13 protein-coding genes and 1 riboswitch are annotated in these 13567 nt (G+C 69.5%); of the genes, 6 read left to right on the forward strand and 7 right to left on the reverse strand.

What is annotated here, in order from left to right:
* Entirely contained in the window at positions 1–1317 is a 1317-nt protein-coding gene (locus BG418_RS01655; RefSeq protein WP_188271811.1) for an aldehyde dehydrogenase family protein, read from the reverse strand.
* 289 nt (positions 1318–1606) lie between these two features.
* Between BG418_RS01655 and BG418_RS01660 the strand changes: the two genes are divergently transcribed.
* Positions 1607–2254 (forward strand): HAD family acid phosphatase, encoded by a 648-nt coding sequence (locus BG418_RS01660; RefSeq protein WP_188271812.1) that lies wholly within the window; start codon positions 1607–1609, stop codon positions 2252–2254.
* 63 nt (positions 2255–2317) lie between these two features.
* Here the strand turns inward: BG418_RS01660 and BG418_RS01665 are convergent, their stop codons facing one another.
* The 3 genes from BG418_RS01665 to BG418_RS01675 all read right to left on the reverse strand — a co-directional run bounded on the left by BG418_RS01665 (position 2318) and on the right by BG418_RS01675 (position 5731).
* Positions 2318–3631 carry an FAD-binding oxidoreductase gene (locus BG418_RS01665; protein ID WP_188271813.1) on the reverse strand — a complete coding sequence of 438 codons (1314 nt, stop codon included), beginning with the start codon at positions 3629–3631 and terminating at the stop codon, positions 2318–2320.
* A 118-nt stretch (positions 3632–3749) separates the two neighbouring features.
* Positions 3750–4040 (reverse strand): hypothetical protein, encoded by a 291-nt coding sequence (locus BG418_RS01670; RefSeq protein ID WP_188271814.1) that lies wholly within the window; start codon positions 4038–4040, stop codon positions 3750–3752.
* A gap of 20 nt (positions 4041–4060) precedes the next feature.
* Positions 4061–5731, reverse strand: coding sequence for a sodium:solute symporter family protein (locus BG418_RS01675; RefSeq protein WP_188271815.1), 1671 nt, complete (start codon positions 5729–5731; stop codon positions 4061–4063).
* A 295-nt stretch (positions 5732–6026) separates the two neighbouring features.
* Between BG418_RS01675 and BG418_RS01680 the strand changes: the two genes are divergently transcribed.
* Positions 6027–7694, forward strand: coding sequence for an alkaline phosphatase family protein (locus BG418_RS01680; protein ID WP_188271816.1), 1668 nt, complete (start codon positions 6027–6029; stop codon positions 7692–7694).
* Positions 7695–7705: 11 nt separating this feature from the next.
* On the opposite strand, the gene BG418_RS01685 is transcribed toward BG418_RS01680, so the two are convergent.
* On the reverse strand, positions 7706–7903 hold the full coding sequence (locus BG418_RS01685; RefSeq protein WP_188271817.1) for a hypothetical protein: 198 nt from the start codon (positions 7901–7903) through the stop codon (positions 7706–7708).
* Positions 7904–7921: 18 nt separating this feature from the next.
* Between BG418_RS01685 and BG418_RS01690 the strand changes: the two genes are divergently transcribed.
* The 4 genes from BG418_RS01690 (at position 7922) to BG418_RS01705 (ending at position 11091) form a co-directional block, all read left to right on the forward strand.
* Positions 7922–8476 (forward strand): DinB family protein, encoded by a 555-nt coding sequence (locus tag BG418_RS01690; protein WP_188271818.1) that lies wholly within the window; start codon positions 7922–7924, stop codon positions 8474–8476.
* A 205-nt stretch (positions 8477–8681) separates the two neighbouring features.
* Positions 8682–9356 carry a class I SAM-dependent methyltransferase gene (locus BG418_RS01695; RefSeq protein WP_188271819.1) on the forward strand — a complete coding sequence of 225 codons (675 nt, stop codon included), beginning with the start codon at positions 8682–8684 and terminating at the stop codon, positions 9354–9356.
* Between the two features lie 340 nt (positions 9357–9696).
* Positions 9697–9881, forward strand: a riboswitch (cyclic di-AMP (ydaO/yuaA leader).
* Between the two features lie 4 nt (positions 9882–9885).
* Positions 9886–10701: a transglycosylase SLT domain-containing protein gene (locus BG418_RS01700; protein ID WP_188271820.1), complete on the forward strand. Its 816-nt coding sequence runs from the start codon at positions 9886–9888 to the stop codon at positions 10699–10701.
* Between the two features lie 117 nt (positions 10702–10818).
* On the forward strand, positions 10819–11091 hold the full coding sequence (locus BG418_RS01705; RefSeq protein ID WP_188271821.1) for a metal-sensitive transcriptional regulator: 273 nt from the start codon (positions 10819–10821) through the stop codon (positions 11089–11091).
* Positions 11092–11302: 211 nt separating this feature from the next.
* Here the strand turns inward: BG418_RS01705 and BG418_RS01710 are convergent, their stop codons facing one another.
* Together BG418_RS01710 and BG418_RS01715 are read right to left on the reverse strand one after the other, a co-directional pair.
* Positions 11303–11506, reverse strand: a complete 204-nt coding sequence (locus tag BG418_RS01710; protein WP_188271822.1) for a hypothetical protein — start codon at positions 11504–11506, stop codon at positions 11303–11305.
* A gap of 1362 nt (positions 11507–12868) precedes the next feature.
* Positions 12869–13513, reverse strand: coding sequence for a beta-glucanase (locus BG418_RS01715; RefSeq protein WP_188271823.1), 645 nt, complete (start codon positions 13511–13513; stop codon positions 12869–12871).
* Between the last annotated feature and the right edge of the window lie 54 nt (positions 13514–13567).

The raw sequence follows: 13567 nt of genomic DNA on the forward strand, positions 1-13567 counted from the left end.
TTAGCTGAGCGCCTTCTCCAGGATCGCCTTGCGGTGGCTGAACGTCTCGATCGAGTAGCGGCCGTGGTAGTTGCCCATACCGCTCTCGCCGACGCCGCCGAACGGCAGGTCGGAGACGGTGAGATGGGCCAGCGGCAGGCCGATGCCGAGTCCTCCGGAGGTGGTTTCGTCGGCGAGGCGCCGCTTGGTGGTGTCGGACTCGGTGAAGGCGTACAGCGCGAGCGGCTTGTCGCGGTCGTTGATGAACTCGATGGCCTCGTCCAGGTCTGCGACGGTGACGATCGGGAGGACCGGGCCGAAGATCTCCTCCTGCATCACCGGCGACTTCGGGTCGACGTCGGCGAGGACGGTCGGCGCCAAGTACTTGGTGGCGCGGTCGCCCTGGCCGCCGATCACAAGGCGGCCCGAGTCGAGCAGGGAGCTCAGCCGGTCGAAGTGGCGCTCGTTGACGATCCGGCCGTACTCGGCGGACGCCTGCGGGTCGGCCCCGTACAGCGCCTCGATGGCGGTGACCAGGGCGGTTTCCAGGGCGCGGGCCGTCTCGGGGTCGGTGAGGACGTAGTCGGGCGCGACGCAGGTCTGCCCGGCGTTGAGGAACTTGCCGGCCGCGAGACGGGCGGCGACGGTGGCGATGTCGGCGTCCCGGTCGACGAACACCGGGGACTTGCCGCCCAGTTCGAGGGTGACCGGCGTGAGGTGCTGCACGGCGGCGGTCATCACGATGCGGCCGACGGCGCCGTTGCCGGTGTAGAAGATGTGGTCGAACCGCTCGGCCAGCAGCGCCGTGGTCTCCGGAATCCCGCCCTCCACCACGGCCACCGCGTCCGCGTCGAGATACTGCGGCAGCAGCCGCGCCAGCACGGCGGAGGTGGCCGGGGCCAGCTCGCTGGGCTTGGCGACCACCGCGTTCCCGGCGGCCAGCGCGCCGATCATCGGCGTGAGCAGCAACTGCGCCGGATAGTTCCAGGGCGCGATGACCAGGACGACACCCAGCGGGTCGTACTGCGTCCGGGCCGTCGCCTCACCCAGGTGCGCCGGTACGGGCGCGGGTTCCGGGCGCAGCCACTCGGCGAGGTGGTCCAGGGTGTGGTCGATCTCCCGGACGGTGAAGCCGATCTCCGTGCGCTGCGCCTCGGCGCTGCTCTTGCCCAGGTCCGCGTGGAGCGCGTCGACGAGCTCGCCGCCGCGCTCGGTCAGCATCTCGCGCAGTCGGCGCAGCTGCGTGGTGCGCCACTCGACGGGCTTGGTGCGCCCGGTGCGGAAGGTGGCGCGCAGCCGGGCCACGGTGTCGGCGGGCTGCTCCGGGATGGTGTTCATGGTGCCTCGCTGCTGGGGGACGCGTACCCGTCGGTCCGCGTCGGTGACGTCGAGCGATCAGCTCGATGTAAATGCCAACAGTTCATGGTGGAAAATAAATTCCCGCCGTGGGTGACCGATCGAGAACTGGGTTCATCTCGCGTCCACGAGAAATTTCCTACCGGCCAGTAGACATCAGGCCAGAAGCTGATCATTCTTGGCCGTGACCATGTCAATGCCGTGCGGTCCGGGTACCCGCCGACGCCCGGCGGGACTTCCCTGCTTCGTGACCGAGGAGCAAACACCCCCCATGCACCGCACCGCTTGGACGACGCGCGCCGTCGTCACGGTGGCCGCCGCGGCGACCGCCCTCATCGCCGTGCCCACCGCCTCCCAGGCCGCCCCGCGCACCGTCGCGGTCCAGTCCGCCACCTCCGGGGCGGTCACCGCGCCCAAGGGCGTCGACTACACGACCTGGCTGCACGACGTCGGTGCGGTCGTGGACGTGGCCCGCCCCTACCTCAAGCAGCGCCTCGCCGCGTCGCCCGCCGGGGAGAAGCCCGCGATCGTCCTCGACATCGACAACACGTCGCTGGAGACGGACTTCCACCACTTCTGGACGTTCCCGACCCCGGCCATCCAGTCCATGCACGACATGGTGCGGGAGGCGAACGCGGAGGGCGCCGCCGTCTTCTTCGTGACCGCCCGCCCCGGCATCATCGAGTCCCTCACCTCGTACAACCTCAAGGCGGTCGGGTACCCGGTCACCGGTCTGTACGTGCGTGACCTGGACGACCTGTTCGAGAACGTGGGCACGTACAAGACGGAGAAGCGGGCCGAGATCGAGGCGCGCGGCTACACGATCGTCGCCAACTTCGGCAACAACACCACCGACCTGGTCGGCGGCCACGCCGAGCGCACCTTCAAGCTCCCGGACTACAACGGCAAGCTGTCCTGACCGTCCGCCCCAAAAAGCAACAGGTGCCCCACGGCCTAGCCGTGGGGCACCTGCGCAGGTGGATCAGCCGAGCACCGGGAAGTTGCTGCGGAAGACGCCGCGCGGGTCGCGGCTGCGCTTGACCTCCTGGAGTCGGGCCAGCGCCTCGGGGGCGAAGGCGGCCGAGGCGGAGTCGCCGGGGGAGAGGTACGTGTACGGCTTGCGGCCGCTCACATACGAGCCGAGCGACTGGACCAGCGCGTCCTGGCGGGCGGTGATGGCGGCCGCGCGGTCCGGCGAGAACGGCACACCGAACATGGAGAGGGTGTACGGCTCCGTCAGCGGGCCCTGCGGGTTCCGCGTCGGCCGGGCGAACGCGCCCCCGAGGTGGCGGATGTGCACACCGAACAGCGGGTCGATCGGCTCCGCGAGCAGCGCGGCGGCGACCTTGTCGTCCAGGTCGGTCAGCAGCTCGGCGCGGGTCGCGCTCGGCCCGGGCTCGGTGGGCTCGCCGGTGATGGACCCGAGCTCGGCCACCGCGACCTCCCCGCGCGTGTCGGTGTTGGCGCCCTCGATCCCGTCGAGGAGGCGCAGCAGCTCCTTGCCCTCGGCCGCGTCGCCCAGGTAGGTGCTGTCGATCGTGACCAGCGAGGGCCCGTTCGGGATCTGCATCAGGTTGAACCAGGCGGTCAGCTCGTCCGGCGCCTCGGCGGTGATCCGGCGGAAGGCGTCCAGGACGCGGGCGGCCTGGCTGCCGTGCCACACCACGCGGCCGCCGTAGAGCGCGGGCGCCGGGTGCAGGTTGTACTCGATGGCCGTGACCAGGGCGTAGTCGCCGCCACCGCCGCACAGCGCCCAGAAGAGCTCGGCGTCGGAGTCGGCGGTGACGCGGGCCCGGGCGCCGTCGGCGGTGACCACGTCGAAGGCGGTGACACTGTCGGCGGCCCAGCCGAACTTGCGGCCGAACCAGCTGAGCCCGCCGCCCAGGGTGTAGCCGACGACGCTGACCAGCGGGGAGCTGCCGGGCACCCCGGTCAGACCGAGCGGCCCGGCCACCTCCTGGACCTGCCCGCCGAGCACACCGGCGCCGACGCGCGCGGTGCGGGCGGCGGCGTCGACGTGCAGCTCGTCGAGCTTGCCGGTGCGCAGCAGGATCACACCCTCCACGTCACCGCTGGCGCCCCGGCCGCCGGGCTGCGGGGCGACCGAGAGACCGGCCGCGGCGGCGTACCGTACGACGGCCGAGATGTCGTCGGCGTCGAGGGCCTCGACCACCGCGGAGACGGGCTGCTGCACGGAGAGGTTCCACGGCTGGCGTGCCTGGTCGAAGCCGTCGTCATCGGTCAGAAGGACGCGGCCGCGCACCTGGGAACGCAGCTCGGCGAGAGTCGTGCTCATGGTTCTTCCCTACTTCCTCGTCATGCGTGTGCCCCCGGAACCCTCCGGCCGGCTTTCGCGATCACTTCCCTGACGGAACCGGACCGGGAAATGTGACGGGAAGTGTGACGGAAGTGGGCTACGCCTCTTCGTCGGCCTCGTCCCCGGGCGTGGGCGTCGCGAGGGGGCGCAGCTTCAGCCAAACCAGGAAGAACAGCCCGAGGGCGAGCATCCCGAGCCCGGTCCACAGGTTGATGTCGACGCCCTCGGCCTTCTTCAGATCGGCGTCGGAGGGGTTGATCCCGGCGATCGTGACGATCACCCCGTACAGGGTGAACAGTCCGCCGATGATCCGGCGGATGTCGAAGAGCCGGGCCGCGGTGGCGGACTTCTTCTCCAACTCGGAGACTTCGCGCTGCAGTTCAGACATTTTGCGGGCCTTCGATCGGGTCAGAGCGAGTAGGGCAGGTAGCAGAGCGCGGCGAGTACCACCGCTCCCCAGCCGAGCAGCGCGGGCCTGCGGTACCAGGCGTCGTCGCCGTCGCCGGGCGGCTCCTCCAGACCCGGCGCGGTCGTCCCGTACACCAGACCCGCGAGCTCGGCCTCCGGCTTCGGCTCGGTGAAGAGGGTGACGACCACCATGACCAGCGCACCGGCGGCGAAGCCGACGATCGCGGAGACGAAGTTGGCGCCCTGGTCCGTGGGGATGGAGATGACGCCCTGCTTGTAGATCCAGAAGTAGTTGAGCATCGCCGCAGTGGTGCCCGCGAGCAGTCCCCACACACCGGACTTCATCGACGCCCGCTTCCAGAACATACCGATGACGAAGACGACGAACATCGGCACGTTGAAGAAGGAGAACAGGGTCTGGAGATACCCCATGATGTTGGAGAAGGACGAGGCGATGAAGGCAGTGCCGATCGAGGCGAGCACGCCGACCGCCGTGATCAGCCGCCCGAAGCGCAGGTAGTACGCGTCCGGCCGGTCCTTGCGCACGTACTTGGCCCAGATGTCGTATGTGAACACGGTGTTGAAGGACGACACATTGGCCGCCATGCCCGCCATGAACGCGGCGAGCAGACCGGTGACGGCGATCCCGAGCACACCGTTGGGCAGCAGCTCCTGCATCAGATACGGGATGGCGTCGTTGTAGGTGAGGTCGGAGCCCGGGGTGCCGATCTTCGGGACGAGCGCGGCGGCGACCAGGCCGGGGATCATCACCAGGAACACGATGAACATCTTCGGGAACGCGGCGATCAGCGGGGTGCGCTGGGCGGCGCTGAGGTTCTTCGCGGACAGGGCGCGCTGGACCTCGGCGAAGTTGGTGGTCCAGTACCCGAAGGAGAGTACGAAGCCGAGCCCGAGGATGATCGTCAGCCAGTTGGCGCCCAGCGGGTTGGCCTGGCCGATGCCCGTACCGCCCCATGCGGTGAGGTAGTTGTGGCCGTGTGCCGACTCCAGGTTGTCGCTGAGCGCGCCCCAGCCGCCGACCCGCTTGAGGCCGAGGACGACCAGCGGGATCAGCGCCGCGAGGATCACGAAGAACTGGAGCACTTCGTTGTAGATCGCCGAGGAGAGTCCGCCGACGGTGATGTACGCGAGGACGAAGAGCCCCGCGACGACGATGGCCACCCACTGCGGCCAGCCGAGCAGCGCCTCGACGACGATCGACAGGGCGTAGAGGTTCACACCGGCGATGAGGATCGCGGCGAAGGCGAACAGCGCCGAGCTGAGCAGATGTGCGGATTTGTCGAACCGCTGGAGCAGGAACTCCGGCACCGAGCGGACCTTCGAGCGGTAGTAGAAGGGCATCATCACCAGGCCGAGGAAGACCATGGCCGGGATGGCGCCGATCCAGTACCAGTGGACGACGGCCACGCCGTACTGCGCGCCGGTGGCGGCCATGCCCAGGATCTCGGTCGCGCCCAGGTTGGCGGCGACGAAGGCGAGCCCGGTGACCCAGGCGGGCAGCGACCGCCCGGAGAGGAAGAAGTCGAGGCTGGTCTTCACGCTGGCGCGGGCGGCGAAGCCGATGCCCAGGACCACGACGAAGTAGATCGCCAGGATCGTGTAGTCGAGCCCGTTGGTGGGGAGCCGCAGTCCATCGGCCAGATATTGCATACGTACCCGCTTCGTCGCGCGAACTTGATCGGAACGGAACCTACGCCTCGACGGTCAGAAACTGAACGGTTTTGTTGGGAATGTTTGTTGGATTGTGATCGAGCTCGCGGAGAGGTGTGGGGCGGGTGTGAGCCGGACCGCGTACGGGGCGGCGGAACCTTGGCTCGCACATGGGCCGTTCCATACCGGCCATGCCCTGGCCGTTCACCGTTCCGCCCCGCCCGATACACACACCCTCACTACTCATGGGGCACACCCCCCCAACCCCCGGTTCCACCTACGTCAGGGGAAACCCGTGAACCGCCGCTTTCTCCGGCTCGCCGCCACCTTCGGCGCGGTCGGCGCGCTCGCCGGAACGACCGCGCTCCAGGCCGGCGCCACCCCCGCCAAGCAGCATGGTGCCGCCGCCCGGCACGTCTTGCTGATCTCCGTGGACGGCCTGCGCCAGGCCGACCTCGCCCGCTACACCGCGCATCACCCGCACTCCGCGCTCGCCCGCCTGGTACGCGGGGGAGTGCAGTACACGCACGCCGCGACCACCACGCCCTCGGACTCCTTCCCCGGGATGACCGCCCAGGTCACCGGTGGCGGCCCGGGCACCACCGGCGTCTACTACGACGACTCCTACGACCACTCGCTGCTCCCGGCCGGCACCACCGACTGCGCCCACACCAAGCCGGGCGCCGAGGTCGACCTCACCGAGGACCTCGACAAGGACAAGTCGGCGCTCGACGCCGGCCAGGGCCTTACCGGCCTGCCCGGCAGCATCCTGAAGATGACCGGCCGCCCGGGGACGCTGATCAACCCGGCGGCGCTGCCGGTGGACCCGAAGACCTGCAAGCCGGTGACGCCGCACGCGTATCTGCGGGTCAACACCGTCTTCGACGTGGCGCGCAAGGCGGGTCTGCGGACCGCGTGGTCGGACAAGCACGCCGCGTACGACATCCTCAACGGGCCCTCCGGCAACGGCATCCAGGACCTGTTCACCCCCGAGGTCAACTCCAACGCCATCGGTTTCCCGAAGGGGACCGACTGGACCAAGGACAACCGGGCCACCGAGCAGTACGACCACTACAAGGTCCAGGCCGTCCGCAACGAGATCGACGGCTACGACCACAGCGGCACCCACCGCACCGGCACCCCTGCGGTCTTCGGCCTCAACTTCCAGTCCGTCTCGACCGCCCAGAAGCTGCCGTCCTCCGACGGCCTCAAGGGCGGTTACGCGGCCAAGGACGTGCCCGGGCCGCTGGTCGCCAAGAACCTCGACTTCGTCGACAGTGAGATCGGTTCGCTGGTCGCCGAGTTGAAGGCACGGCACCTCGACGGCAGCACCACCGTCATCCTCTCCGCCAAGCACGGGCAGTCGCCCGCCGACCCCACCGCGCTCACCCGCGTCGACGACGGGCCGCTCCTCGACGGCCTCAACGCGGCCTGGAAGAAGGCGCACCCGGGCGCGGGCGACCTCGTCGCGCACAGCGCGGACGACGACGCCATGCTGCTGTGGCTCAACGACCGCTCGCAGGCCGCCGCCGAGTTCGCCAAGACGTATCTGCTCGCGCAGAGCGGTACCGGCACGGACATCGACGCCAAGCCCAAGGCGTTCACGCGCGGCGGTCTGGCGACGGTGTACGCGGGCGCCGCGGCGGCCCGCCACTTCGGAGTACGCCCCGGTGACTCGCGCGTCCCGGACGTCTTCGGCGTGGCCCAGTACGGAGTCGTCTACACCGGCGGCACCAAGAAGATCGCCGAGCACGGCGGCGCCGCCCCCGACGACGTGAACGTCCCGCTGGTCGTCTCCGGCGCGGGCACCCCGGCGGGCGTCCGTGACGCGGCACGCGTCCACACCACCCAGATCGCCCCGACCATCCTGGCCCTGCTCGGCCTGGACCCGCGCGACCTGGCGGCCGTACGCCAGGAGCACACGCGGGTGCTGCCGCTGCACCGTGGCGCAACCCACCGTTGAATGAGGTGAATTCACGCCCATAGGGTCACGGGCGTGCGCATACGCCTTATCGCCGTGGCCGTCGTCGCGAATTGCGCGGCGGCCGCGTGCTTTTTCCCTTTGCCCAGGTGCTGGGCGAATTCCTGGTCAGTGAGCCAGTTCGACGAAATGGTGTCGAGTTCGATGAGGCTCACGTTCTGCGACTTGAGCGTATTGATCACGGACTTCATGCGGTCGATCATGGGGTCATGACGAGCCCACGCAGCAGACGAGCCCAATTGTTCATCGACGTCGAGCGGGATCGCCGGTTCAGCAGCAGTGCCACCGTCGACGAGCGGAGCATGCTCGTCGACTTCCTGGCCGCTCAGCGCACGACGCTGGAGCTGAAGTGCGCCGGTCTGGAAGCGGAGTTGTCCCGGCGTTCCGTGGCGCCCTCCACGCTCTCGCTGCTGGGGCTCGTGCGCCATCTCGCCGATGTCGAACGCCGGTGGTTCCGGCAGGTCCTGGCCGGACAGGACGCGCCGCTCCGCTTCTCCTCGGCGGCGAACCCCGACGGCGACTTCGACGACGCGGTGGCCGACCCGGCCGTCGTCGCGGAGGCGTGGGAGGCGTGGCGTGCCGAGGTGGCGTTCGCGGAGAAGTTCGTCGCCGAGGCGCCCCATCTCGATGTCGGTGGCGAGGACGCGTGGCGCGGACCGGTGTCGCTGCGCTGGGTCGTCATCCACATGATCGAGGAGTACGCCCGCCACAACGGCCACGCCGATCTGCTGCGCGAGCGGATCGACGGGGCGCGCGGGATGTGACCGGGGGCGGGGCTGTGACCAGGGTGGACGGTCTCGCCACCCGAATCCGCGGTTGCACAGTAAGGAGTCCTGTCGTCATTGCTCATGTTTTATGTTGTTGATCAACGGGCCACTAGCCCGAGGCACTTGGGACGTGCTTGAGCGGGGCCTGGGCCGGGGTCGGCCACGGGGGCCTGTGCGATGACGATGACGAAAGGCGCACTTGATGACTGTCACTGCCGCAGAGAGCTTCGAGGCCGTGTACCGGGGCGAGGGGGCGTTCGCGCTGCCGCCGTGGGACATCGGCGAGCCGCAGCCCGAGTTCGTGCGCCTCGTCGAGGCCGGGGATGTCAAGGGGCGCGTTCTCGACGCGGGCTGCGGGACCGGCAGCCTGGCCCTCTACCTGGCGCGCCAGGACCTTGACGTGGTGGCGCTCGACTTCTCGCCGACGGCCGTCGAGTCGGGCCGGCGCAAGGCGGCCGACCAGGGCGTGAACGTCGAGTTCGGCGTGGCGGACCTGTCGGCCGTGGAGGGCTACGACGCCGAGTTCGACACCATGCTGGACTGCGCCCTGCTGCACGCGCTGGAGGAGCCGGAGCGCGGGCGCTACATCCGCGAGCTGTTCCGGATGGCGCGGCCGGGCGGCGTCGCGCACATCCTCACGTTCTCCGAGCGCGTCCCCGACTTCGTCGAGGTCGTCAAGGGCATCGGCCCGCACCGGGCCACCAAGGACGAGCTGCACGGCGAGTTCACGGCGGCGGGCTGGGACGTGCTGTCGATCGAGCCGGGCACCATCGTCGGGCAGATCGCCGTCACGGAGATGGCCTCCGAGCTGGGCGCCGAGGTCACCACCCGGATCGACCTGCCCTCCTGGCTGCTGAAGGCCCGGCGCCCGCTGTAGGCCGCGCAGGCAGTTGCGTAATGTCCGAAATGGTCCAGCAAGGTCGCTTTCTTGCTTATTTCGCTAATGGTGCCAGTGCAGGCGATTACGTAAATTAGGCGTCATTTACGCGCTGCCGGGCGAAACGTTATTCCCGGCCCGGGGAAGTGAAGTGGGTCACGTGGTCGGTCGCAGGCCCGGAGTCGGCGGCCGACCCATTTCCTTTGTGGCGAAGGGGAGTTGAGGATTCCGGCCGGGCGCGTGCCGGACCCCTGCATTCCAGTGGATCTTTCTCTGGTATGGCGCGGTGAATTCGGTCCTTGTTTCGCCCGGACCTATTCGCTTACGGTCACGGCTAAATCCGGATGGACCGCCGAATCCTGCCGCTGTCCGGAACCTCCCACACACACGAATGGCAGGAGCGGGGGACCCAGGTACGCCGCCGGTCCGGTTTCCGGAACGGCTCGGGGTCAAGCCGCGTGCGCCGCGGCCGGGCATCTCCTGCCCGAACCCGACAGCTCACCTCGCAGGCGAAGGAGAGGAATTCGCCATGGCCGCAAAGGGTAAGCACCGCCGACCCAAGTCCAACTCCCTTACCCGTGGCCTCGCCGCCGCCGGTACGGGGGGCGCCGCACTCGTCATTCCGGTGATGGGTGCGACCACCGCCGGTGCCGCGCCCGCCGTGACGCACTCCGCCCCCACCATGAAGGCGACGGTCCTCGCGGCCGCCAAGCCGGCCGTGGTGAAGGCCGTGGCGAAGAGCGCCCCCACCAGCTACTCGGTCGTCGTCGGTGACTCGCTCGCCAAGATCGCCCACGACCTCGATGTGAGCGGCGGCTGGAAGGCGCTCTACCAGGACAACCGCCAGGCCATCGGCGGCGACCCGACCATGATCCACCCCGGCCTCACGCTGACCATCGGCAAGCAGGCCCAGGCGTCGACCGCCACCACCGACCGTACGGCCACCACCGCCCGCGCCGACCGTTCCGCGCGCTCGACCACCCTCACGCAGGCCACCGCCGCCGTCGCGAAGACGGCGTCGTACACGAACAACCTCGACGGGTGGATCCGGCAGTCGCTGGACATCATGGCGCAGCACGGTATTCCGGGCAGCTACGACGGTATCTACCGCAACGTCATGCGCGAGTCGTCGGGCAACCCGCTGGCCATCAACAACTGGGACTCCAACGCCGCCGCCGGAATCCCGTCCAAGGGCCTCCTCCAGGTCATCGACCCCACCTTCCAGGCGTACCACGTGCCCGGCACCTCGACGGACAGCTACGACCCCGTCGCCAACATCACCGCCGCGTGCAACTACGCGGCGAGCCATTACGGGTCGATCGACAACGTGAACGGCGCCTACTGACCGGACCTCGGGCAACAGGTCACCTCCCGCACCGCCACGGGGCGCCTCGGCGCCCGGTCCGGCGATACCCCCGGGGGTACGCTGACACGGACGCGCAGCGAGGAGGGATCCACGCCCATGGCCAGGACCGTCGACGAGGAAGCCACCACCGCCGTACTGAACCGGCTGCGCCGTGCCCAGGGGCAGCTCGCGGGTGTCATCGCCATGATCGAGGCCGGACGCGACTGCAAGGACGTCGTCACCCAGCTCGCCGCCGTGTCCCGCGCGCTCGACCGCGCGGGATTCAAGATCGTGGCCGGCGGTATGCGCCAGTGCATGGCGGCGGCGGACGGCGAGACCCCGCCGATGACCGAGGCCGAACTCGAACGCCTCTTCCTCGCCCTCGCGTGACGGGGGAGCCCCCCCATTCGAATGGGCAAAGTGCTACGTGTCGGCGCGGTGAGCCCCCATAATGCTGTCTCGCGTGACGGAACGGTCACGGAGAGCAGGGGGCGGCATGGCGACGTCGTCAGCTGATGGGGGCAGTGGGTCGCTGTACGAGAGGGCGAGCGATCTGCACCGGCGGGGCAGGCCGGAAGAGGCGATACCGCTGCTGCGGGAGTCACTGGGAGAGCTGTCGGAGGACGTTGCCGGGCGCTATGCGCTGGGGATCCGCCTGACCGATGTGGGAAGGACGTCCGAGGCGCAGACCCAGTTCCGTCGCGTCCTGGACATCGAGCCCACGCACTACCAGGCCGCGTACCGGCTGGGCCGACTCCTCCAGGGCGACGCGGATCTGGCGGGGGCGGCGGAAGCGTACCGTCAAGTCCTGTCGTCCACAGCTGAGTTCAGGGATACGGCGGCGCGGCTGCGGGCGTGCGAGGTCGCGCCCGGCGCCACTCGGACGTCGGCTCCCGGGGGAGCCCCGCCGCCCGGTATGCCACCGCCCCCCCGGTATGCCGCCCTCCGGGATGCCGGTCGTGGGGCGGGCCGTCGTGCCGGGGCCGCCCGCCCTGCGCGCCCGGTCCGACGCCCATCGGGTCGCGGACCGGGGCCGTCCCATCACAGCAGTGCACCTCCAGGCCCGCCACCTCGCCACCGCGATGATCCTGGCCGCCGGCGCGCTGGCCGTGTTCGGCATCGTGTCGCAACACGCGCACGAAGTGCACCGGCTCGGACTGGAGTTGGTGCTGCCCGTCGCGCTGGTGCGATCGCGTACCAACGGCGCGGACTTCTACGAGTACGGCGTTGACGTGAAGTCCGGCTTCGTCCGTCGCAAGGTTCAGTTTGTCTGGTACTACCAGATCGTGGAATCACCCACGTATGTGCGCACGTTCGGTACGTACGTGACCAACACTGCTTCGCTGGGCCTGCGTTACAACGAGGCCGGGGCGTCGTCGACGGTCCATGTGTTGCTGCCCGGCATCGGCACACCATCGCGGGTGCGGGAGTTGGGCCGATATGTGGAGTCCCGGGCAGCCGCCGTCGAAGTCGAAGGCGGTGGCACCGAATCCGTCGCCCGCGAGGGGGGGGGACGCGGCTGTGCCGCCGTCCTGGGGAGCGTGTGTGGCGCCGCTCGTGCCGGTGGAGGCGTCTGTTCCGTACTCATCCGGGGTCGGACCCGCATCCCCATCGGGCGTGTCCGGGGCGTCCCCGGAGGTGCCGGTTCGATGACATCGGCAGGGCCTGTGTGGTGGAGATCCTTGCCGTGTTCCGCCTGCGGCCGGTTGTCGTGGGGCTGCACCTTGTCGGCCCAGTGGGCGGTGTGGTGGCCTGCCGCCGGGTCCTGCGAAGGCGTGGTCGGGGTGGGGGTAGGTGCGGCGGGATGCGGTGTCGAGTGCCCTGGATGCGGAAGGGTGGGATGCGGTGTCGGGTGCGCAGGCGGTGTCGGCTCGTTGAGGTGGGTGGTTTCGCCGACCTGCCAGCCCGGAAGCGGCTGATGGTGCATGGGGTCGGCGGTTGTGTGATGGTCCGTGGTGGGGCGAGCCGCGCCGGACGTATCCGACGAGTCACCGTCCCCGTGGTCGCGCCGACCCGGCGCGAACCTCCTCCACATCCCGGGCCTGCCCTGGTTCCCACCGCAACCCCGGCCCCGACTCCCGCCTGCCCCGCCCCCACCCATGACCCGCACCCCCGACACGTTGCGCTGTGCACTGTCCCCCAAGTGTCGTGAAATCACGGCGAGTTGTCACTGTCCGCGAGACACCCGCAGCATCGGCACCTCGAACGACATCTCCGATACGTCTGGTTGCGGCGGCGGGTGGTAACGGCCCGCGCTGACCGACAGGTTGACAATGAGGTGGGCCCGCCAGTGCCGTCCCACTCCGCGCTGGTCGGAGAAGACGGACACACCGTTGATCCACCAGGTGACCGACCCCGCGCCGAACTCGACCTTCAGGTCGACGAGGCCGCCGGGGTGGACGGCCGGGTCGTGGTGGTAGTGGTGCGCGGCTCTGACGTGGTTGGACAGTTCCAGCAGATCCGGGTTGTCGGGGTGGTACTCGAACACGTCGATCTCCTGGCCGCCGTCCCGCCACGTCCAGATCGCGGGCCATGCCCCCATCTCCTGCGGGAGCCGTACGCGCGCGTCGAGTACGTCCCCGGCGCACACCATGAAGTCCTCGTCGCTGCCTTCCGTGGTCAGCAGTCCAGTGCTCCACGTCCCCTCGGGGCGGCGCCGCGCTCGGAACGTTCCGGTGCGGCTGTAGGAGGGGTCGGTGACCAGGTGGTCCAGCTTGTCGTCGCCGGGGTTGACCGGACCGCCGTCCGGATACGCCCAGGAGCGGCCCGCGACCCACTGCGTGGGCGAAGCGAAGTCGGAAGTGAAGAGCACGGCCACACCCTGTCACGAACCGGGCACGCTCCGGTGTGCAGCGGTCCCCAGGCC

Origin of the sequence: Streptomyces sp. CBMA152 (genome assembly GCF_014596475.1) — a bacterium.
Taxonomy (GTDB): Bacteria; Actinomycetota; Actinomycetes; order Streptomycetales; family Streptomycetaceae; genus Streptomyces.

Coding starts and splice junctions, on each gene's coding strand:
- BG418_RS01655 (WP_188271811.1), bottom strand. CDS start 1,317: ATGAACACCATCCCGGAGCAGCCCGCCGACACCGTGGCCCGGCTGCGC.
- BG418_RS01670 (WP_188271814.1), bottom strand. CDS start 4,040: ATGTCTGAACTGCAGCGCGAAGTCTCCGAGTTGGAGAAGAAGTCCGCC.
- BG418_RS01675 (WP_188271815.1), bottom strand. CDS start 5,731: ATGCAATATCTGGCCGATGGACTGCGGCTCCCCACCAACGGGCTCGAC.
- BG418_RS01705 (WP_188271821.1), top strand. CDS start 10,819: ATGGCCAGGACCGTCGACGAGGAAGCCACCACCGCCGTACTGAACCGG.
- BG418_RS01660 (WP_188271812.1), top strand. CDS start 1,607: ATGCACCGCACCGCTTGGACGACGCGCGCCGTCGTCACGGTGGCCGCC.
- BG418_RS01690 (WP_188271818.1), top strand. CDS start 7,922: ATGACGAGCCCACGCAGCAGACGAGCCCAATTGTTCATCGACGTCGAG.
- BG418_RS01685 (WP_188271817.1), bottom strand. CDS start 7,903: ATGAAGTCCGTGATCAATACGCTCAAGTCGCAGAACGTGAGCCTCATC.
- BG418_RS01665 (WP_188271813.1), bottom strand. CDS start 3,631: ATGAGCACGACTCTCGCCGAGCTGCGTTCCCAGGTGCGCGGCCGCGTC.
- BG418_RS01695 (WP_188271819.1), top strand. CDS start 8,682: ATGACTGTCACTGCCGCAGAGAGCTTCGAGGCCGTGTACCGGGGCGAG.
- BG418_RS01700 (WP_188271820.1), top strand. CDS start 9,886: ATGGCCGCAAAGGGTAAGCACCGCCGACCCAAGTCCAACTCCCTTACC.